Here is an 18,877-nt window from a genome sequence, read left to right as displayed (position 1 = left end):
GCGCCGGTTCGAGATGTATCGTACGAGGGCTCAGACGAAGCGCATCGGCGCGCCGATCTCGACACGCGCGGGCCGGTCGACCGTGCAATAGACGCCGAGATTATGGGCGTTATGGCGGACCAGGTTGCGCAGGATGCCGGGATCGGTGTCGAAGCCGTCCTGGGCGATGATGGTGAAGCCGCAGCGGCGGCAAGGCTCCGAGACGGTGAGCAGCAGGTCGCCGATCGCCAGCTTGCGGCCGATCCATTCCGTTTCCGGGAACGAACCTTCGATTGGCACCATGTCGACAACGATGTTGGGGCGGAAGCGGCGCGGGTCGGGAGCGCCTTGCGGATGCAACGCCTTCAGCCGCGCCAGCGAAGCGGTGGTCAGGAGATGGATCGGCGCTTTGCGGTAGCGCGCCTCAGTCAACGGACCGGCGTAGGCGGGTGCCGCGTTTTCCTGGCCGAACGGCCGGATCGATGCCTCGAAGCCGAGAAAGGTCGAGATAGCGCGGTCGCTTCGCGGGTCGGGCGCCGGCAGCCAGTCGCCGCCGGGCACCGCCACTTCGAGCCGGCGGTCTTCGGACAGCCGGGTGCGGATCAGCGGTACCTTGTGCCATTTGGCTTCTCGGTCGGGTCGGGCGATCTCGCCATCCGAGGCATCGACCAGCCCGAACAGGCGGTCGCCGTCGACGGTTGCCCGATCGACCGAGATGGCGTCCATGCGCTCGCCGGCGAGCGAGCTCGCCGGGTATCGCCAGAGCTGGCTGACGGTGCCCAGTGCGGCAGCGCCGGCCATCAGCCTTTCTTGTTTTGCCGGTTGGCGACGAGATCGTCGACCACGGCCGGATCGGCAAGCGTGGAGGTGTCGCCGAGTGCGCCAAAATCATCCTCGGCGATCTTGCGCAGGATGCGCCGCATGATCTTGCCCGAGCGGGTTTTTGGCAGGCCCGGCGCGAACTGGATCTTGTCCGGTGTGGCGATGGCGCCGATCTCCTTGCGGACATGGGCGACGAGCTCCTTGCGCAGGTCCTCGCTGGGCTGCTCGCCTGCCATCAGCGTGACGTAGCAGTAGATGCCCTGGCCCTTGATATCGTGTGGATAGCCGACGACCGCGGCCTCCGATACCTTGTCGTGGCTGACCAGCGCCGATTCCACTTCGGCCGTGCCCATGCGGTGGCCGGAGACGTTGATGACGTCGTCGACGCGGCCGGTGATCCAGTAATAGCCGTCGGCGTCGCGGCGGCAGCCATCACCGGTGAAATACTTGCCCTTGTAGGTGGAAAAATAGGTCTGCACGAAGCGGTCGTGGTCGCCATAGACGGTGCGCATCTGGCCAGGCCAGGAATCGGTGATGCAGAGATTGCCGTCGGCCGCGCCCTCGATCACCTTGCCCTCACCGTCGACCAGCTGCGGCTTGACGCCGAAGAAGGGCCGCGTCGCCGAGCCGGCTTTCAGGTCGGTGGCTCCCGGCAGCGGCGTGATCAGGATGCCGCCGGTCTCGGTCTGCCACCAGGTGTCGACGATCGGCACCTTGGCGTTGCCGACCACATTGAAATACCACTCCCAGGCTTCCGGATTGATCGGCTCGCCGACGGTACCAAGCACGCGCAGCGACTTGCGCGAGGTCTTCTTCACGTGGCCGTCGCCGGCGCCCATCAGCGCGCGCAGCGCCGTCGGCGCGGTGTAGAAGATGTTGACCTTGTGCTTGTCGATGACCTCCCAGAAGCGCGATTGCGAGGGGTAGTTCGGCACGCCCTCGAACATCAGCGTGGTGGCGCCGTTAGCGAGCGGGCCGTAGACAATATAGCTGTGGCCGGTGACCCAGCCGACATCGGCGGTGCACCAGTAGATGTCGCCGTCATGGTAGTCGAAGACGTACTGGTGCGTCATCGAGACATAGACGAGGTAGCCGGCGGTGGTGTGCAGCACGCCCTTCGGCTTGCCGGTCGAGCCGGAGGTGTAGAGGATGAAAAGCGGGTCTTCCGCCTTCATCTTCTCCAGCTTGCAGTCGGCCTTAACGGTAGCCGCCTCTTCGTGATACCAGACGTCGCGCCCCGGCACCCAGCCGGTCTTGCCGCCGGTGCGGCGAACGACCACGACCTTCTCGACCTTGGTGCCGGCCTTGGCGGCGATGTCGACCGCCTTGTCGGTGTTGTCCTTGAGCGGGATCGGCTTGCCGCCGCGCAGGCCCTCGTCGGCGGTGACCACGATGGTCGACTTGCAGTCGTCGATGCGGCCGGCCAGCGCATCCGGCGAAAAGCCGCCGAAGACCACCGAATGGATGGCGCCGATACGCGTGCAGGCAAGCATCGCATAGGCCGCTTCCGGGATCATCGGCATATAGATGGTCACGCGATCGCCCTTCTTGACGCCGTACTTCTTCAGCACATTGGCAAAGCGGCAGACATGGGCATAGAGCTCGTTATAGGTGATCTTGCGATCATCGTAGGGGTTGTCGCCTTCCCAGATGATTGCGGTCTGGTCGCCGCGCTTCTTCAAATGCCGGTCGATACAATTGTAGGAAACGTTGGTCTGGCCGTCCTCGAACCACTTGATCGAGACCTTGCCGTCGAAGGAGGTATTCTTGACCTTGCTGAACGGCTTGAACCAGTCGATGCGCTTGCCGTGCTTGCCCCAGAACTTGTCCGGATTTTTCACGCTGTCGGCGTACCATTTGAGATAGGTGTCGTTGTCGATCAACGCGTTCTTCTTCCACGCCGGCTGGACGCGGTGGACATGCACATCGGACATTTTTGCAGCTTTCCTCCAGAACCGTTCCGCCGGCTTGAAGCACCGGCGGCATCGCGGCGGTCGAGCCGCGAATTCGCGGGCATTATTAACAGTTCCGCCGTGACGGCAATATTAGACGTTGGATTCGCGCGGCGGGATGACGCAGGGTCAAGCGCACAGTGCTGTCAGCACTCGCGTCCCTGGGCTGCTAACCGACTGTTTTTCCGATGGAAAACTCTGGTCTGGTGTGCGAAAATCAATAGACAGTTAAGCAACCAGGCGCACAGTTTCGCGTTGGGAGGAAAGGAGAACTGAGGACGGCAATGCGCCACCATCCCGAAATGGACTTGATGCTCAGCGGCTATGGACTGACCACGGCCAAGATCCTTTATCATTTCCCGGACCATCCGCATCTGCTGCAGAGCTATATCTGGCAGGACTACGACATCGCCCCGACATTCCCGGTGCTGATCCGCTTCATCGAGTTCTGGAAGACCAAGCTCGACGGGCCGCTGCATTCGGTAACCTACACGCACCAGAAGCTGATCGCCCCGAACGAGTGGCGCAAGGTAGATGGGGAGTTTCGGGTACATTGAGCGGCGCACTCTCCCCCCTTGAGGGGGAGATGGCCGCAAAGTGTCCGAACCGGATAGATAGGTAACAGAATGGACCGATTAGATGGGTGACAGTTTTCTTGTCCGCCGGGAGGACCGGCGATGGTTTGGCGAGAGACTGGGCTCATGGATGAGCGGCTTCGTTTTGTTGCGGAATGCCTATCTGGCGAGGAGACGATGACGCAGCTTTGTGCTGCCTTCGAGATCTCGCGCAAGACCGGTTACAAATGGCTTGGACGTTACCGGGCGTTCGGGCCGGAAGGCCTGCACGACCAGCCGCGGGCGCCGCTCGAGCACGGCCGTGCCACGGCAGCGGAGCTGGTGGAGCGGATCGTGGCGCAGAAGGAAGCGCATCCGCTGTGGGGGCCGAAGAAGATCATGGCCCGGCTGAAGCGGGCGGAGCCCAGCTGCAGCTGGCCGGCGGTGTCGACAGCCGGCGAGATTCTGAAGCGGCATGGCCTTGTCGGGCGTCGGCGCGCGCGCTGGAGAGCGGCGGGCAACGGTCCATGGCCGGAGCCTGAGGCGGCGAACGCGCTGTGGACGGGAGATCACAAGGGCTGGTTCCGGACCGGCGACGGCTGGCGCTGCGAGCCGCTGACGGTGATGGATGGGGCGTGCCGCTACCTGTTGGCGCTGGCGGCGATCGGCTCGACGTCGGAGGGTGAAGCCTGGCCGGTGTTTGAACGGACATTCGAGGAGCATGGCCTGCCGGATCGGTTCAGAAGCGACAATGGGGCGCCGTTCGCGTCAGCCGGCGTCACCGGGCTGACGCCGCTTGCGGTGCGCTTCATCAAGCTCGGTATCGTGCTGGAGCGCATTCAGCCGGGCAAACCGCAGCAGAACGGATGCCATGAGCGCTTCCACCTGACCATGCTGCCGCTGGCCAAGGCGCCGGAGGCCGACAGGGCCGCCCAGGCTCGGGCTTTCGAGGCTTTCCGGCGCGAGTATAACGAGGAGCGCCCGCACGAGGCGCTGGGTATGGACACGCCGGCACAGCATTACCGCCCCTCGACCCGCGCCATGCCGAAGACGACACCAGAGCCGGACTATCCGGCCGAAGCTGCGGTGCGCAGCGTGCGCCAAAACGGCGAGATCAAGTGGAACGGCGACTTCATCTACGTCTCAAAAGCGCTGGCCGGTGAAGCGATTGCCGCAACCGAGACCGAGAATGGGGAATGGGCACTCCACTTCTATGCCCATCCGCTCGGCTTCATTGACGGCCGACACAAGAAACTGGTCCGCCGCAGTGCCGTTCAACCCCGACCAGACGGCACTGCGGCGGACAGCAACTCAGGGAGAAAACTGTAACCCATGTATCCGGTTCAAAGTGTTACCCATCTATCGGCTGGACAAAAGCGGCCAGAGGGGGGTCGCCGCGCGTGGAGCGCCGGCCCCTTTGCAAGGTCGGAGGAGGTTGGCGCTCTACGTGAGGCGACCCCCTCTGTCGCCTTCGGCGACATCTCCCCCTCGAGGGGGGAGATTAGGCAGCGCCGGCGCTTACACCGCTGGCGGATTGAGCCGGGCGAAGCCTTCCTGGCGCCGATAGGGGAAGTACGGATACGGTGCCGTCACCGCGCTGGCCTCATCCAGCGTCTTCATCTGCTCCGGCGTCAGCACCCAGCCGACGGCACCGAGGTTCTGGCGCAATTGCTCCTCGTTGCGGGCGCCGATGATCACCGACGACACGGTCGGCCGCTGCAAGAGCCAGTTGATGGCGACCTGCGGCACGGTCTTGCCTGTCTCTTCGGCCACCGCGTCGAGAGCATCCATGACACGATAGAGATGCTCGTCCTCGACCGGCGGGCCGAAGCTGGCGGTCTCGTGCAGGCGGCTTTTTTCCGGCAAGGGCTGGCCGCGGCGGATCTTGCCGGTCAACCGGCCCCAACCGAGCGGGCTCCACACCAGCGCGCCGACGCCCTGGTCGAGGCCGAGCGGCATCAGCTCCCATTCATAGTCGCGCCCGACCAGCGAATAATAGACCTGATGCGCGACATAGCGCGGATAGCCATGTTTCTCCGCCAGGCCGAGCGACTTCATCACCTGCCAGCCGGAGAAATTGGAGACGCCGACATAGCGCAGCTTGCCCGCGCGGATGAGGTCGTCCAGGCTCGACAGCACTTCGTCGATCGGCGTCGAGGCATCGAAGGCATGCAATTGCAGCAGATCGACATAATCGGTGCCGAGGCGTTTCAGCGCCGCGTCGACGGAGCGGATCAGGCGCGAGCGCGACGAACCGTAGCCGGCCGGGCCGTCGCCCATCGGCAGCGCGGTCTTGGTCGAGATCAGCACTGCGTCGCGGCGGCCTTTGATCGCTTCACCCAGCACCTCTTCAGAGGCGCCGTTCGAATAGACGTCCGCCGTGTCGAACAGATTGACGCCGGCCTCAAGGCAGATGTCGACCAGCCGGCGCGCTTCCCTGGCGTCGCTGTTGCCCCAATGGCCGAACAGCGGTCCGGAGCCGCCGAAGGTTCCGGCGCCGAAGGAAAGCGCGGGCACTTTCAGGCCGGAAGCACCGAGAGGTCGATAGTCCATCTTTTTTCTCCTGATTGGATGTCGAAGGGATCAGCGCTCAGCACTGCGCCGTGACCGGTTTGCCGATCGCCCGGCCGCGTTCGAGGCGCAGCGCCATGAGCACCACACCGAGCGCGGCGAGCGGCACGAAGCCGGCAACGAGGGGCACGGCGCCGAGGCCGGGGCCGTGGTCAATAACGAAGCCGCCGAGCCAGGCGCCGATGGCGTTGCCGAGATTGAAGGCGGCGATGTTGAAGGACGAGGCCAGCCCCTGGCCGGCGCCCTCGGCCTTCTCCAGCACCCACATCTGCAGCGGCGCGACCGTGGCGAAGGCGGCGGCACCCAGCAAGCCGACGGCGACGATCGCGGTGACCGGCTGATGGATCGCGGCGGTCATGACGAACAGCACTGCCGACAGCGCGATCAGCGTGCCGACGACCGTCGGCATCAGATGGCGGTCGGCAAGGCGCCCGCCAAGCAGATTGCCCGCCACCAGGCCACCGCCGAAGACCAGCAGGATCGGCGACACGGCTCCCTCGGAAAAGCCGGTGACGCGGGTGAGGATGGGCGCCAGATAGGTGAAGGCCGCAAAGACGCCGACCCAGCTCAGCACGGTGGTCAACAGGCCGAGCAGCACCGGCCGGCGGCCGAGCACGGCGAGCGTGCCTTCGGAGGTCTCCTCTTCCTCAGCGGCGGCGGGCTCGTCGCGGGGCACCAGCAGCGCGATCACGGCAAAGGCGATGACGCCGACCAGCGTGACGGCCAGGAAGCTCGAACGCCAGCCATAGGCCTGGCCGAGCCAGGTGCCGAACGGCACGCCAAGGATGTTGGCGACGGTCAGGCCGGTGAACATCAGCGCGATAGCCGAGGCCTTCCTGTTGGGTGCGACCAGGCCGGTGGCGACGACCGAGCCGACGCCGAAGAAGGAGGCATGGGCGAAGGCCGTCAGCACACGCGCGGCCATCAGCGTCCAATAGTCGGGCGCCAGCGCACAGGCGAGGTTGCCGATTGTGAAGACCACCATCAAGGCGAGCAGCAAGGTCTTGCGCGGCAGACGGCCGGTCAGCGCGCCGAGCAGCGGCGCGCCGAGGACGACGCCCAGCGCATAGCCGGAGATCAGCAGGCCGGCGGCCGAGATCGAGACGCCGAGATCGGCGCTGACATCGAGCAGCAGGCCCATGATGACGAATTCTGTGACGCCGATGCCGAAGGCGCCGGCGGTGAGTGCGTAAAGGGCAAGAGGCATGGCTGCGGTCCGGTTGATCAGGAAAGGGACGCTCAGTCCCGCGCCCGACACGCAAGATCGTAATCCCCAGGCTGTGAACCAGCCTTGCATCGGGCATATTTTCTGTGAAATAGATTCACGAATGGCGAGACCCGAGATCAACCGCTCCGGCGAGATCGAAGTGTTCGTGCGCGTCGTCGAGGCGGGCAGTTTTTCTGCCGCGGCGCGGGCGCTGCGCATGACGCCTTCGGCGATAAGCAAGCTGATCGCGCGGCTGGAGGCGCGGCTTGGCGCGCGGCTGATCAGCCGCTCGACACGCAAGCTGCAGCTGACGCCGGAGGGCACCGCCTTCTACGACAGCGGCGTGCGCATCCTCGCCGACATGGACACGGCCGAGCGCGAAGCGGCGGCGGGGGCCGCACCGCGGGGCAAGCTGAGGGTCAACAGCTATGTGCCGTTCGGCCAGCACCGGCTGATGGAATTGCTGCCGCGCTTCCTGGAACGCTACCCTGAGATCGGCGTCGAGGCGGTGCTGACCGACAATGTCATCGACCTTCTGGAGGAGCGAGCCGACATCGCCATACGCGCCGGGCCGCTGCGCGAGTCACGCCTGGTGGCGCGCAAGCTCGGCCAGAGCCGGATGGTGCTGGTCGCGTCGCCTGCGTATCTTGAAGCCCGCGGCACGCCGCACACACTGTCCGACCTAGGACGCCACAATATGCTCGCCTTCGGCTTCGCCAGACATATCGAAGGATGGCCTTTCGTCGATACGGCAGGCAAATCGATCATCCTTCCGATTGTCGGAAACATGTCGCTGACCGACGGCGAAGCGATGCGGCGAACGACGCTGGCAGGAGCCGGCATCGCACGGCTGGCGCGCTGGCATGTCCAACCCGACATCGCCGCCGGGCTGCTCGTGCCGTTGCTTGAGGAGTTCAATCCCGGCGACGAGGAGCCGACGCATGCCGTCTATGTCGGCCAGGGCAAGCATTTGCCGGCGCGGGTGCGGGCTTTTCTCGACTTTCTGGCGGAGACCGTTCGTCTCTGAATGAGGAAAGAGCCGCGCGCAAAGGCACGCGGCTCTGACCTGTCTGCTCGAACGGTATTACGCCTTCGGTTCGAAGGGCGCGGGGCGCCGGCCGGCACCTTGCCTTTCCAGCATCCAGCCGGGATATTCGGAGGGTAGCGCGCTGACTTCGTCGAGCCTGGCGAGATCATCGGCATCGAGCTTCAGGGCCGTCGCGGCAAGGTTCTGCTCAAGCTGGTCCATGCGGCTGGCGCCGATGATGACGCTCATCACGAAAGGTTTGGCCAACACATAGCCCAGCGCCACGGTGGCGACGCTGACGTCATGTTTCCTGGCGATCTCGCGCATGACGGCGACCGCCGCCCAGGCGCGATCCTCGTTGACCGGCGGGAAGTTGAAGGCGGCGCGGCGGCCTTCGCCATTGCCCGGCGCGCCGGGACCGTATTTGCCGGATAGCAGGCCGCCAGCCATCGGCGACCAGACCATCAGCCCGAGCTTCTCCTCATTGAGCAGCGGCACGATCTCGCGCTCGAGGTCGCGGCCGGCGATCGAGTAATAGGACTGCACCGTCTCGAAGCGGGCGAAGCCCTTGCGCTCGGCGATGCCCAGCGCCTTGGCGATGCGCCAGGCCTGCCAGTTGGAGACGCCGACATAGCGCACCTTGCCGCTGGCGACCAGGTCGTCGAGGGCGCGCAGCGTCTCGTCGATCGGGGTCACCGTGTCGGTGCCGTGCAGCTGATAGAGATCGATGTGGTCGGTCTGCATCCGCTCCAGGCTGCCGTCGATCGAATCCATGATGTGGCCACGTGAGGAGCCACGTTCATTGGGCCCGTTGCCCATGGTGCCGTGCACCTTGGTGGCGATGATGACATCCGAACGCTTGATGCCGAGGTCCTTGAGCGACTGGCCGAGCAGCTGCTCGGACTGGCCGAACGAATAGACATCGGCCGTATCGAAGAAATTGACGCCGGCGGCGATCGAGCGGCCGACGATCTCGTTCACGCCTTTCTGGTCAAGGCTGGCGATGAGGCCCCATTGGGCATTCTCGCCGGCGGCGCCGAAGGTCATGGTGCCGAGGCAGAGTTCGGAGACGAACATCCCCGTATTTCCGAGCTGGTTATGGCGCATGATGAGATTTCCCCGGTGAGTTGGAATGACAAAGGTCAAATAGGAACGGGGCGTTTCGTTTCAAGCGCTGGAACAACGGGATCATTCGCCTGGCCGCATATCGATCCACGGATCGGCTTAAGGCACGCGACATGCTTCAAAGATCTTTGATCTTAAGAATGTCTTTGTCCCGAAACCGCTGAGCACTTTCGGGAGACATGCTCTAGCTCTCCACCAATGCGAGGATCGCAAACGCCGTCATACCGAACGCGACAGCGGCAAGTGGCAGCAGGATTTCGATCGCCGCCGTTCTGGCTTTCATGGGGTGCTCGCCGGTATCGAAATCTCCTTCCACCCAATCGGCGAAGGTCGTGGCGGCATGGGTGCCGCTGCGGTGATGACGCCAGACGCGGCCTGCGATGGCTGGCAACGCTACCGCCATCACGATGAACCCGGTCACAACGGCAAGAAGATAGGCGTCATAGCCGCCGCCGAAGCCGATCCAAGCCGATAGCGCATAGCAAGCTGCCAGCCCCACCATCGCAAAATAGACCCACGCGTGCAGCCCGCGGGAAACTTGCCGGTCATATCTGATATCCTGGTCGTGGCGTATGGTGGCCATGGGGCCTCCTCTGGGCTCAAGGAGCCGCTCGGAGCCGCTCGCTCGTTCCTCAAAACGCAGCTAGCGCGACGGTCCAATCGGGCAATGCGGTGGTATGACGCGGCTGCTCTAAAGCTTTTGATTTCAAACATTTCTTTGTCCCGAAACCGCCGCAAAATCTTGGGAGACATGCCTAGGCGCGGCTGCCGAAAATCGCCGAGCCGACCCTGACGCTGGTCGCGCCGAAGGCGATGGCCATCTCGTAATCGCCGGACATGCCCATCGACAGTTTTGCGACTCCCGCCTCGCGGGCAAGCTTTTCGAGCAGCGCGAAATGCGGGCCGGGATTCTCGTCGGCCGGCGGAATGCACATCAGCCCCTCTATTACGAGGGCATGCACATCGCGGCAGCGCTTGACGAAGGCGACGGCCTCGCGCGGCTCGATGCCGGCCTTTTGCGGCTCCGAGCCGGTGTTGACCTGCACGTAGAGTTTTGGCGCGCGGCCTTGCCGTGCCGTCTCCTTGGCAAGCTCGGCGGCAATCTTCTCGCGGTCGACCGTCTCAATGACGTCGAAAAGGGCGACCGCTTCCCTGGCCTTGTTGGATTGCAGCGGGCCGATCAGATGCAGTTCGATATCCGGAAAGCTCTCCTTCAATGCCGGCCATTTGGCCTGAGCCTCCTGGACGCGGTTCTCGCCGAAGACGCGCTGGCCGGCTTCGATCACCGGGTGGATATCGTCCGCCGAAAAGGTCTTCGACACCGCGACCAGCGTGACGGCGCCAGGCTCGCGCTTGGCCTCGCGCTCTGCATTTGCGATCCTCGCCTTGACCGCGAGAAGCTGTTCGACGGCACTCGTCATCCCCATATCCTGCCTGTAGTTAGTGCCGACGCCGACTCGCCGCAGTTGACGGGTCCGGCAATCCATGGTGAACACCGCGACGACATTTCCCAGGCGCCTGGCATTGTCCGGCGCTTCGTGCCTGCTTTTAAGTGAAAAACACCCGATGGCAACCGAACGATACAATCCGCGCACGTCAGAGCCCAAATGGCAGAAGGCCTGGGCCGAAAAGAAGCTGTTCGAGGCGCAGAACGACGACCCGAAGCCGAAATACTACGTGCTCGAGATGTTCCCCTATCCGTCGGGAAAAATCCATATCGGCCACACCCGCAACTACACGATGGGCGACGTGGTGGCGCGCTACAAACGCGCCAAGGGTTTCAACGTGCTGCATCCGATGGGCTGGGACGCCTTCGGCATGCCGGCCGAGAACGCAGCGATGCAAAACAAGGTCCATCCCAGGGAATGGACCTATGAGAACATCGCGGCCATGCGCGAGCAGCTCAAAATGATGGGTCTGTCGCTGGACTGGGCGCGCGAATTCGCCACCTGCGACGTCGACTATTACCACCGCCAGCAGATGCTGTTCCTCGACTTCGTCGAGAAGGGGTTGGTGACGCGCAAATCCTCCAAGGTCAATTGGGATCCGGAGGACATGACGGTGCTCGCCAACGAGCAGGTCATCGACGGCCGCGGCTGGCGCTCCGGCGCGCTGGTCGAGCAGCGCGAGCTGACGCAGTGGTTCTTCAAGATCACCGACTTCGCGCAGGACCTCCTGGATTCGCTCGACCGCCTCGACGAATGGCCGGAAAAGGTCAAGCTGATGCAGCACAACTGGATCGGCCGCTCGGAAGGGCTGCTTATCCGCTGGCCGCTGGCCGAACCGGTCGGCGACATGCACGAGCTGGAGGTCTACACGACCCGGCCGGACACCATCTTCGGCGCCTCCTTCATGGCGGTCGCCGCCGACCATCCGCTGGCCAGGAAGGCCGCCGAAGGCAATGTCGAACTGGCCAAGTTCATCGACGAGGTGCGCCATATGGGCACCTCGGTGGCGGCGCTGGAGACGGCCGAGAAGAAGGGTTTCGACACCGGCATCCGCGTTGTCCATCCGTTCGACGACAGCTGGACGCTGCCGGTCTATGTCGCCAATTTCGTGCTGATGGAATACGGCACCGGCGCCATCTTCGGCTGCCCGTCGGGCGACCAGCGCGACCTCGACTTCGCCAACAAATACGGCCTGCCGGTGATTCCGGTGGTGATGCCGGAAGGCGAAAATCAGGGAAGCTTCCAGATCATCGAGGAGGCCTATGTCGACGACGGCGTGATGATCAATTCGCGCTTCCTCGACGGCATGAAGCCGGAGCGGGCGTTCGACGAGGTGGCGAAGCTCCTGGAGCAGAAGACCATCGGCAACCGGCCGATGGCGGAGCGCAAGGTGAATTTCCGCCTGCGCGACTGGGGTATTTCGCGCCAGCGCTACTGGGGCTGCCCGATCCCGATGATCCACTGCGAGCACTGCGGCGTGGTGCCGGTGCCGAAGGCCGACCTGCCGGTCAGGCTGCCCGACGATATCGAGTTCGACAGGCCGGGCAACCCGCTCGACCGCCATCCGACCTGGCGGCATGTCAAATGTCCGCAATGCGGCAGCAACGCGCGACGCGAAACCGACACCATGGACACCTTCGTCGATTCGTCCTGGTATTTCGCGCGCTTCACGGCACCCTGGGCCAACGAGCCGACCGAGCCGAAGGCGGCCGATGAATGGCTTGCGGTCGACCAGTATATCGGCGGCATCGAGCACGCGATCCTGCATCTGCTCTATTCGCGCTTCTTTACCCGCGCCATGCGCGAAACCGGCCATCTCAATCTGGCCGAACCGTTCAAGGGCCTGTTCACGCAGGGCATGGTGGTGCACGAGACCTACCGGGTCGGTGGTCCTTCGACCAACGGACGCTGGCTGTCGCCGAGCGAGGTCAGGATCGAGGACGTCGGCGGCGAGCGCCGCGCCATCGACACCGCCACCGGCGAGGAGGCGGTTATCGGCCCGCTGGAAAAAATGTCGAAGTCGAAGAAGAACACGGTGAGCCCGGAAGAGATCACCGACGGCTACGGCGCCGACACGGCGCGCTGGTTCATGCTGTCGGATTCGCCGCCCGAGCGCGACGTCGAATGGACGGACGAGGGTGCGGCCGGCGCGCATCGCTTCGTGCAGCGCATCTGGCGCCTGGTGTCGATCGCGGCCGAATCGCTGGACGGCGTCAAGCCGGCAGCGGCGAATGACGGCGAGGCCGGTTCGGTTTCCAGGGCCGCGCACAAGATCCTGAAGGCGATCGGCGAGGATATCGAGAGGCTTGGCTTCAACCGGGCGATCGCCCGCATCTACGAGCTTGCCAATGCGCTGACCGCGCCGCTCAACGATGTCGCCGAAGGTAAGGCCGATGCGGCGCTGAATAGCGCCTGCCGCGAGGCGGTGGAGATCCTGGTGCATGTGATCGCGCCGGTCATGCCGCACCTGGCCGAGGAGTGCTGGGAGACGCTGGGCGGCACCGAACTGGTCGCCGAACGGCCGTGGCCGGCCTACGATCCGGCGCTTGTCGTCGACAACGAGATCGTGCTGCCGGTGCAGGTCAACGGCAAGAAGCGCGGCGATTTGACAATTGCCCGCGACGCGGATCAAGGTGCCGTCGAAAAAGCGGTGCTGGCCCTCGACTTCGTGCAGAAAGCACTTGAAGGTAAGGCTCCGCGCAAGGTGATCATCGTGCCGCAGAGGATCGTCAATGTCGTTGCCTGATCCGGAAAAGCCAGAAGCGGCGCGTCTGCTGCGCCGCATCGCGGTCTACGGCTTTGTCGCCTCGCTGACGCTGGTCTCGGCCTGCACGGTGCGGCCGCTCTATTCGAGCGCGCCGCTGACCGCCGGCTCGCAGGTCGGCGCGGCGGCGGAGCTGGCGTCGATCGCGATCAAGCCGGTCGCCACCCGCTATGCCCAGCAGGTGCGCAACAATCTGATCTTCGCCTTCGGCCAGGGTTCGGGCGAACCGGCCTCGTCCGTCTATACGCTCGATCTCGGCGTCAGCGAGCTGGTCGAATCGGCGGCGCTGGTGCAGGTGCAGACCGACGAGGACGAGCCGACGGCAGGCACCGTGACACTGACCGCCAACTACGTGCTGCGGGACACCGCGACCGGCACGGTGATCGCGCTCGGCAAGCGGTCGATCCCGTCGTCCTATGACAAACCGCGTCAGGAATATGCGGCCTATCGGGCGCAGATCGACGCCGAGAACCGCGCCGCCCGCGAACTCGCCGACCTGCTGCGCCTGGCGATCGCCCAGGATCTGGTCAAGCACGGCAAGAAAGCCTAGTTCCTCAAGGACACAGGGATTTTGAAAGGTTGCAGGCTTGTCGGCGGGCTTTCACCGTTGGTCTCGGTGGAATCAGCGCAAGCGCTGGGGATTAGCTGAAGCCGCCACAACCTCGTCATCCCAGGGCGAAGCAGGAGCGTAAGCTCCGTCGCGGAGACCCTGGGATCCATGCCGTTACCTTGATCGAAGGGTGCAGCGGAGCAAAATTCTGCATCGCCACAACGCTCGTATTCCACGGAATGGATCCTCGGGTCTGCGCCGCGTCGCTTCGCTCCTTGCTTCGCCCGAGGATGACGATCGCGATGGGCATTCCGGCCAATCGCCGAGGCATGCGACCTGCCAAGGCATAGGCACTTTGCCACGAAAAAAGGCCGGTTGCCCGGCCTTTTTTATTGCTCGCATCCAGCCTCAGCCGATCTTCTGGCCGGTCTTGGCCCAGTCGGCGAGGAAGGCGGCGAGGCCTTTGTCGGTCAGCGGATGGTTGACCAGCGCCCTCAGCGTCGCCGGCGGAGCGGTGATGACATCGGCGCCGATCAAGGCGGCTTGCTTGACGTGGTTCACGGTGCGCACCGATGCCGTCAGGATCTCGGTCTGGTAATCGTAATTGTCGTAGATCTGGCGGATTTCCTGGATCAGCTCCATGCCGTCGGAGCCGGTGTCGTCGATGCGGCCGACGAAGGGCGAGATGAAGGAGGCGCCGGCCTTGGCGGCGAGCAGCGCCTGGTTGGCCGAGAAGCAAAGCGTGACGTTGACCATGCGGTTCATCTCGGTGCGGATGGTCTTGCAGGCCTTCAGCCCGTCAAGCGTCAGCGGCACCTTGATGGCGATGTTGGGTGCGATCTTGGCCAGCACTTCGGCCTCGGCCATCATGTCCTTGAACTCGGTCGCCACGACCTCGGACGAGACCGGGCCTTCGACGATGTCGCAGATCTGCTTGGTGACTTCCACGATCTTGCCGCCCGATTTCAGGATCAACGACGGGTTGGTGGTAACGCCGTCGAGCAGTCCGAGGTCGTTCAGTTCCTTGATCTCTTTGATATCGGCGGTGTCGACAAAAAATTTCATGGCGGGTCTCCTGAAGATTTGCTCGTGCGTGCTCGGCACGTTCAGCGTCGCCCTTTGATCTAGAGCAAAGTCGGGGCAAGGTCACGCCTCATGATGGAAGATTCGCCCTTTGTCGCGGCCGCACCGGTGCTGGTGCCGATGCCGGCAGAGCGACCCTACACCTATGCGGTGCCGCCCGGCATGCGCGTCGTGCCGGGCTCGATCGTGCGCGTGCCGCTCGGGCCCCGGCAGGTTGCGGCCATCGTTTGGGACGGCGCCGTCGAGACGGTCGACGCCAGGAAGCTGCGCGCGATCGAGGAGGTGTTCGACTGCCCGCCGATCGACCGGGCGATGCGCCGCTTCGTCGACTGGATCGCGCAGTACACGCTGTCGGCCCCCGGCATGGTGGCCCGCATGTTGCTCAGGGCACCCGAAGCCTTCGATCCGGAGCCATGGATAGAAGGCTTGCAGCGCACGCTTGCGCAGCCAGACCGGCTGACGGAAGCGCGGCGGCGCGTGCTGGAAACGACCGAAAGCGGGCTTGCCTGGACGCGCTCGGGGCTGGCGCATGCGGCCGGTGTCTCCTCGACTGTCATCGACGGGCTCAGGGCGCAAGGCGTGTTCGAGGCCGTGATGATCCCGCCGCGGCCGGTGGTGGCGGCGCCCGATCCCGACCATGCCGTGCCGGAATTGATGCCCGACCAGGAAGCCGCCGCCGAAAAGCTGCGCGCGGCGGTCGCGGCCGATGCCTTCGGCGTCACCTTGCTCGACGGCGTTACCGGTTCGGGCAAGACCGAAGTCTATTTCGAGGCGGTCGCGACAGCGCTTCAGCGGGGCAGGCAGGTGCTGATCCTGTTGCCGGAAATCGCGCTTACGCATGCCTTCCTCGAGCGCTTCCAGGGCCGCTTTGGCGCCAAGCCGGCGGAATGGCATTCGGATTTGCCGCCAAGAATGCGCGAAAAAGTCTGGCGGCAGGTGGCGGAAGGCGGCGTGCGCGTCGTCGCCGGCGCGCGCTCGGCGCTGTTCCTGCCGTTCCGCGAGCTCGGCCTGATCGTCGTCGACGAAGAGCATGACCCCGCCTACAAGCAGGAGGACCGCGTCTTCTACAATGCGCGCGACATGGCTGTGGTGCGCGGGCATATCGGCGGCTTCCCGGTGGTGCTGGCCTCAGCGACGCCGTCGGTCGAAAGCCGGGTCAACGCCAGCCAGGGCCGCTATGGCAGGGCGGTGCTGTCGTCGCGCTTCGCCGAGGCGGCGCTGCCCGACCTGAAGTCGATCGATATGCGCCGTGCGCCGCCGGCCCGCGGCGGTTTTCTCTCCCCGGTCCTGACCGACCATATGCGACGGACACTGGAAAGGCAGGAACAGTCGCTGCTCTTCCTCAACCGCCGCGGCTACGCGCCGCTGACGCTTTGCCGGGTCTGCGGCCACCGCTTCGGCTGCCCGGTGTGCTCGGCCTGGCTGGTCGAACACCGCTTTCGCGGCCAGCTCGTCTGCCACCATTGCGGACACAATGAGCGGCGGCCGGAGGCCTGCCCGGAATGCGGCACGTTCGATCATCTGGTGGCATGCGGGCCGGGCGTCGAGCGCATTGCCGAGGAGGTGGTGGCGCATTTCCCCGATGCGCGCACCATCGTGCTTTCGTCGGACCTTCTGGGCGGCGTGCGCCGGCTGCGGCTCGAATTGGAGGCGGTTGCCAAGGGCGAGGCCGATATCGTCATCGGTACGCAGCTCGTCGCCAAGGGGCACAATTTTCCAGGCATGACACTGGTCGGGGTGGTCGATGCCGACCTCGGGCTCGCCAACGGCGATCCGCGCGCCGCCGAGCGCACATTCCAGCTGCTCAGCCAAGTGACCGGACGCGCCGGCCGCACCGGCAAGAAAAGCCTCGGCCTGCTGCAGACCTACCAACCGGATCATCCGGTGATGCGGGCGATCGTTTCCGGCGATGCCGACGCCTTCTACGAGCGCGAGATCGCCGAGCGCGAGCGGGCAGCGCTGCCGCCCTTCGGCCGGCTCGCCGGCGTCATCGTCAGCGCCGCATCGCGGGGCGAGGCGGAAGGCCACGCGCGCGGCCTGCGGCGCGCGGCGCCCACGGCCTTGGATATCTTCGTGCTCGGCCCCGCCGAGGCGCCGCTGTCGCTGCTCGGCGGCCGCCATCGCTTCCGTCTGCTGATCCAGGGCGAGCGGCGCGCCGACATGCAAGGCTTCATCCGCGCCATGCTGGCCGAAGGACCGAAGCTGCGCGGTTCGGTGCGCGTGCAGGTCGACATCGACCCGCAGAGCTTTTTGTGAGGTCAGCTGTCTACTTGGGAATATTCAGTTTGAGGTGCTGCGGAAATTCATCCGGATATAAACGAAGTGCGTCCTCGATCGACACGACCATAGCTACTGGCCGTCCGCGCTTGGTTATCGTTGTCGGGCTGCCCTTTCCGGCGTTACGGATCAAGGCGCACAGCTGGTCTCGCGCTTTGCTGCTTGCCATGGTCTTCATTTGGCACTCCTCACCCTCGTTCTCCAATGTATCATGAAACCTCCCGAAGAAGAGATACGATTTTGAAAACCCTTGGCTTGCTCGGCGGCATGAGTTGGGAATCGAGCGCCATCTATTATCGCCTGCTCAACGAAGTCGTGCGCGAACGGCTGGGCGGGCTGCATTCGGCGAAGCTCTTGTTGTGGTCGTTCGATTTCGCCGAGATCGCCGAGCGGCAGCATGCGGGTGACTGGGAAGGCGCCGGCGTGCTTCTGGTGGCGGCGGCACGCAAGCTGGAGACAGGCGGTGCGCAAGGCCTTGTGATCTGCACCAACACCATGCACAAGCTCGCCGATCAGATGCAGGCAGCGGTGTCGATCCCGCTGATCCACATCGCCGATGCAACGGCGCGGGCTGTCGTCGATGCCGGCGTGAGGCGACCGGCGCTGCTGGCAACGCGCTTCACCATGGAGCAGGATTTCTACAAGGGCCGGCTTGCCGACAAATACGGCCTTGAGCCAGTGGTACCCGACCAGGCCGGCCGCGACATGGTGCACCGGGTGATCTATGACGAACTTTGCCAGGGCGTCATCAGCGAACCATCGAAAACGGCCTATGTCGCGGAGATCGGCCGTATGCGGCGCGATGAAAAGATCGATAGCGTCATCATGGGCTGCACCGAGATAACCATGCTGATCGGCCAGCAGGATTTCGACGTTCCGGTGTTCGACACCACGCGCATTCATGCCGAGGCGGCGATCGACTTCGCGCTCTCTTGACCGTGAATTTCCTAATCTTCCGGCAGCTATCTGGCGCGGTGCTTTTCCTTCGCTAGAATGCGGAAATTTCCAACAAGCATTTTACGAGGGGACGAGATGGAGTTTGCATTTCCGTGGCCGGCGAGCCAGGGCGAATGGCTGGCATGGTCGAGCGCCGTGGTCACCTTGGCTCTTGGCCTGCTGCTGTTCCTGGCACCGGGGCTGGCCTTCCGCATCCTGCGCCTGCAGGTCAAGCCGGAAAAGGCGGCGGCGATCGCCGAGGGGCGCGGCCGCATGTCGGGCTTTTATCTCGGCGTCAGCCTGTGCTGCATCCTTTTGGCGCAGCCGCTGCTCTACATGGCGCTCGGCTTCTCCTGGCTGTTCACCGCCTTCGGGCGGCTGCTGTCGATGATGTCGGACGGCGCCAACACCCCTTTCAACTGGGTTTCGATCGCGGTCGAGTTGGTGCTGGCAGCCTTGCCGCTGGCCTTCGCTTTCGGCTTTTTGCCCTGATTAAGCGGCTGAAGCATGTCGCGTGAAAAGGATTCACGCGACATGTTTCAGGTCTTTGATTTTAAGCATGTCTTTGTCCCGAAACCGCTG

The 18,877-nt window shown here is 64.4% G+C and carries 17 protein-coding genes; 8 read left to right on the top strand and 9 right to left on the bottom strand.

Going from position 1 to position 18,877, the window contains the following annotated elements; genetic code table 11:
• Positions 1 to 30: 30 nt before the first annotated feature.
• Both FJ974_RS05220 and acs read right to left on the bottom strand, forming a co-directional pair.
• A complete protein-coding gene (locus FJ974_RS05220) occupies positions 31 to 780 on the bottom strand; it encodes an MOSC domain-containing protein (RefSeq protein ID WP_140538317.1) in 750 nt (249 codons plus the stop codon).
• Positions 780 to 2,735, bottom strand: coding sequence for an acetate--CoA ligase (acs, locus tag FJ974_RS05215; protein ID WP_140538318.1), 1,956 nt, complete (start codon positions 2,733 to 2,735; stop codon positions 780 to 782). The genes FJ974_RS05220 and acs overlap by 1 nt, the downstream gene beginning before the upstream one ends.
• Positions 2,736 to 3,037: 302 nt before the next feature.
• On the opposite strand from acs, the gene FJ974_RS05210 reads away from it, so the two are divergent.
• The gene (locus FJ974_RS05210) at positions 3,038 to 3,310 is read left to right on the top strand and encodes an usg protein (protein WP_140538319.1); all 273 of its coding nucleotides are present in this window, start codon (positions 3,038 to 3,040) and stop codon (positions 3,308 to 3,310) included.
• A gap of 120 nt (positions 3,311 to 3,430) precedes the next feature.
• The gene (locus FJ974_RS05205) at positions 3,431 to 4,636 is read left to right on the top strand and encodes an integrase core domain-containing protein (protein ID WP_140539330.1); all 1,206 of its coding nucleotides are present in this window, start codon (positions 3,431 to 3,433) and stop codon (positions 4,634 to 4,636) included.
• Between the two features lie 189 nt (positions 4,637 to 4,825).
• Here FJ974_RS05205 and FJ974_RS05200 read toward each other — a convergent pair whose 3' ends face one another.
• Positions 4,826 to 5,860 carry an aldo/keto reductase gene (locus tag FJ974_RS05200; protein ID WP_140538012.1) on the bottom strand — a complete coding sequence of 345 codons (1,035 nt, stop codon included), beginning with the start codon at positions 5,858 to 5,860 and terminating at the stop codon, positions 4,826 to 4,828.
• 37 nt (positions 5,861 to 5,897) lie between these two features.
• Positions 5,898 to 7,085 (bottom strand): MFS transporter, encoded by a 1,188-nt coding sequence (locus FJ974_RS05195; protein WP_140538014.1) that lies wholly within the window; start codon positions 7,083 to 7,085, stop codon positions 5,898 to 5,900.
• A gap of 121 nt (positions 7,086 to 7,206) precedes the next feature.
• Between FJ974_RS05195 and FJ974_RS05190 the strand changes: the two genes are divergently transcribed.
• Positions 7,207 to 8,112 (top strand): LysR family transcriptional regulator, encoded by a 906-nt coding sequence (locus FJ974_RS05190; protein ID WP_140538016.1) that lies wholly within the window; start codon positions 7,207 to 7,209, stop codon positions 8,110 to 8,112.
• A 57-nt stretch (positions 8,113 to 8,169) separates the two neighbouring features.
• Here FJ974_RS05190 and FJ974_RS05185 read toward each other — a convergent pair whose 3' ends face one another.
• The 3 genes from FJ974_RS05185 to FJ974_RS05175 all read right to left on the bottom strand — a co-directional run bounded on the left by FJ974_RS05185 (position 8,170) and on the right by FJ974_RS05175 (position 10,658).
• Positions 8,170 to 9,219, bottom strand: a complete 1,050-nt coding sequence (locus FJ974_RS05185) for an aldo/keto reductase (RefSeq protein ID WP_140538018.1) — start codon at positions 9,217 to 9,219, stop codon at positions 8,170 to 8,172.
• Positions 9,220 to 9,421: 202 nt separating this feature from the next.
• Entirely contained in the window at positions 9,422 to 9,820 is a 399-nt protein-coding gene (locus FJ974_RS05180) for a hypothetical protein (protein ID WP_140538019.1), read from the bottom strand.
• Positions 9,821 to 9,992: 172 nt separating this feature from the next.
• Positions 9,993 to 10,658: a YggS family pyridoxal phosphate-dependent enzyme gene (locus FJ974_RS05175; RefSeq protein WP_140538021.1), complete on the bottom strand. Its 666-nt coding sequence runs from the start codon at positions 10,656 to 10,658 to the stop codon at positions 9,993 to 9,995.
• Positions 10,659 to 10,803: 145 nt separating this feature from the next.
• Between FJ974_RS05175 and leuS the strand changes: the two genes are divergently transcribed.
• Positions 10,804 to 13,431 (top strand): leucine--tRNA ligase, encoded by a 2,628-nt coding sequence (leuS, locus tag FJ974_RS05170; protein WP_140538022.1) that lies wholly within the window; start codon positions 10,804 to 10,806, stop codon positions 13,429 to 13,431.
• On the top strand, positions 13,418 to 13,999 hold the full coding sequence (gene lptE / locus FJ974_RS05165) for an LPS assembly lipoprotein LptE (RefSeq protein ID WP_140538024.1): 582 nt from the start codon (positions 13,418 to 13,420) through the stop codon (positions 13,997 to 13,999). The genes leuS and lptE overlap by 14 nt, the downstream gene beginning before the upstream one ends.
• Before the next feature lie 408 nt (positions 14,000 to 14,407).
• Here lptE and fsa read toward each other — a convergent pair whose 3' ends face one another.
• A complete protein-coding gene (gene fsa, locus FJ974_RS05160; protein ID WP_140538026.1) occupies positions 14,408 to 15,064 on the bottom strand; it encodes a fructose-6-phosphate aldolase in 657 nt (218 codons plus the stop codon).
• Between the two features lie 90 nt (positions 15,065 to 15,154).
• Between fsa and FJ974_RS05155 the strand changes: the two genes are divergently transcribed.
• The gene (locus FJ974_RS05155; protein ID WP_140538027.1) at positions 15,155 to 17,338 is read left to right on the top strand and encodes a primosomal protein N'; all 2,184 of its coding nucleotides are present in this window, start codon (positions 15,155 to 15,157) and stop codon (positions 17,336 to 17,338) included.
• 10 nt (positions 17,339 to 17,348) lie between these two features.
• On the opposite strand, the gene FJ974_RS05150 is transcribed toward FJ974_RS05155, so the two are convergent.
• Positions 17,349 to 17,537: a type II toxin-antitoxin system Phd/YefM family antitoxin gene (locus FJ974_RS05150; RefSeq protein WP_140538029.1), complete on the bottom strand. Its 189-nt coding sequence runs from the start codon at positions 17,535 to 17,537 to the stop codon at positions 17,349 to 17,351.
• Between the two features lie 62 nt (positions 17,538 to 17,599).
• Here FJ974_RS05150 and FJ974_RS05145 point away from each other — a divergent pair, with 62 nt between their 5' ends.
• Together FJ974_RS05145 and FJ974_RS05140 are read left to right on the top strand one after the other, a co-directional pair.
• Complete coding sequence (locus FJ974_RS05145) at positions 17,600 to 18,295, top strand: aspartate/glutamate racemase family protein (protein WP_140538030.1); 696 nt, start codon at positions 17,600 to 17,602, stop codon at positions 18,293 to 18,295.
• A gap of 96 nt (positions 18,296 to 18,391) precedes the next feature.
• Positions 18,392 to 18,787: a DUF4345 family protein gene (locus tag FJ974_RS05140; RefSeq protein ID WP_140538032.1), complete on the top strand. Its 396-nt coding sequence runs from the start codon at positions 18,392 to 18,394 to the stop codon at positions 18,785 to 18,787.
• The last annotated feature ends 90 nt before the right edge of the window (positions 18,788 to 18,877 follow it).

This window comes from Mesorhizobium sp. B1-1-8 (assembly GCF_006442795.2).
GTDB lineage: Bacteria > Pseudomonadota > Alphaproteobacteria > Rhizobiales > Rhizobiaceae > Mesorhizobium.
The sequence above is the reverse complement of the archived record's forward strand: the minus strand, read 5'-3'. Positions and strand labels throughout refer to the sequence as shown.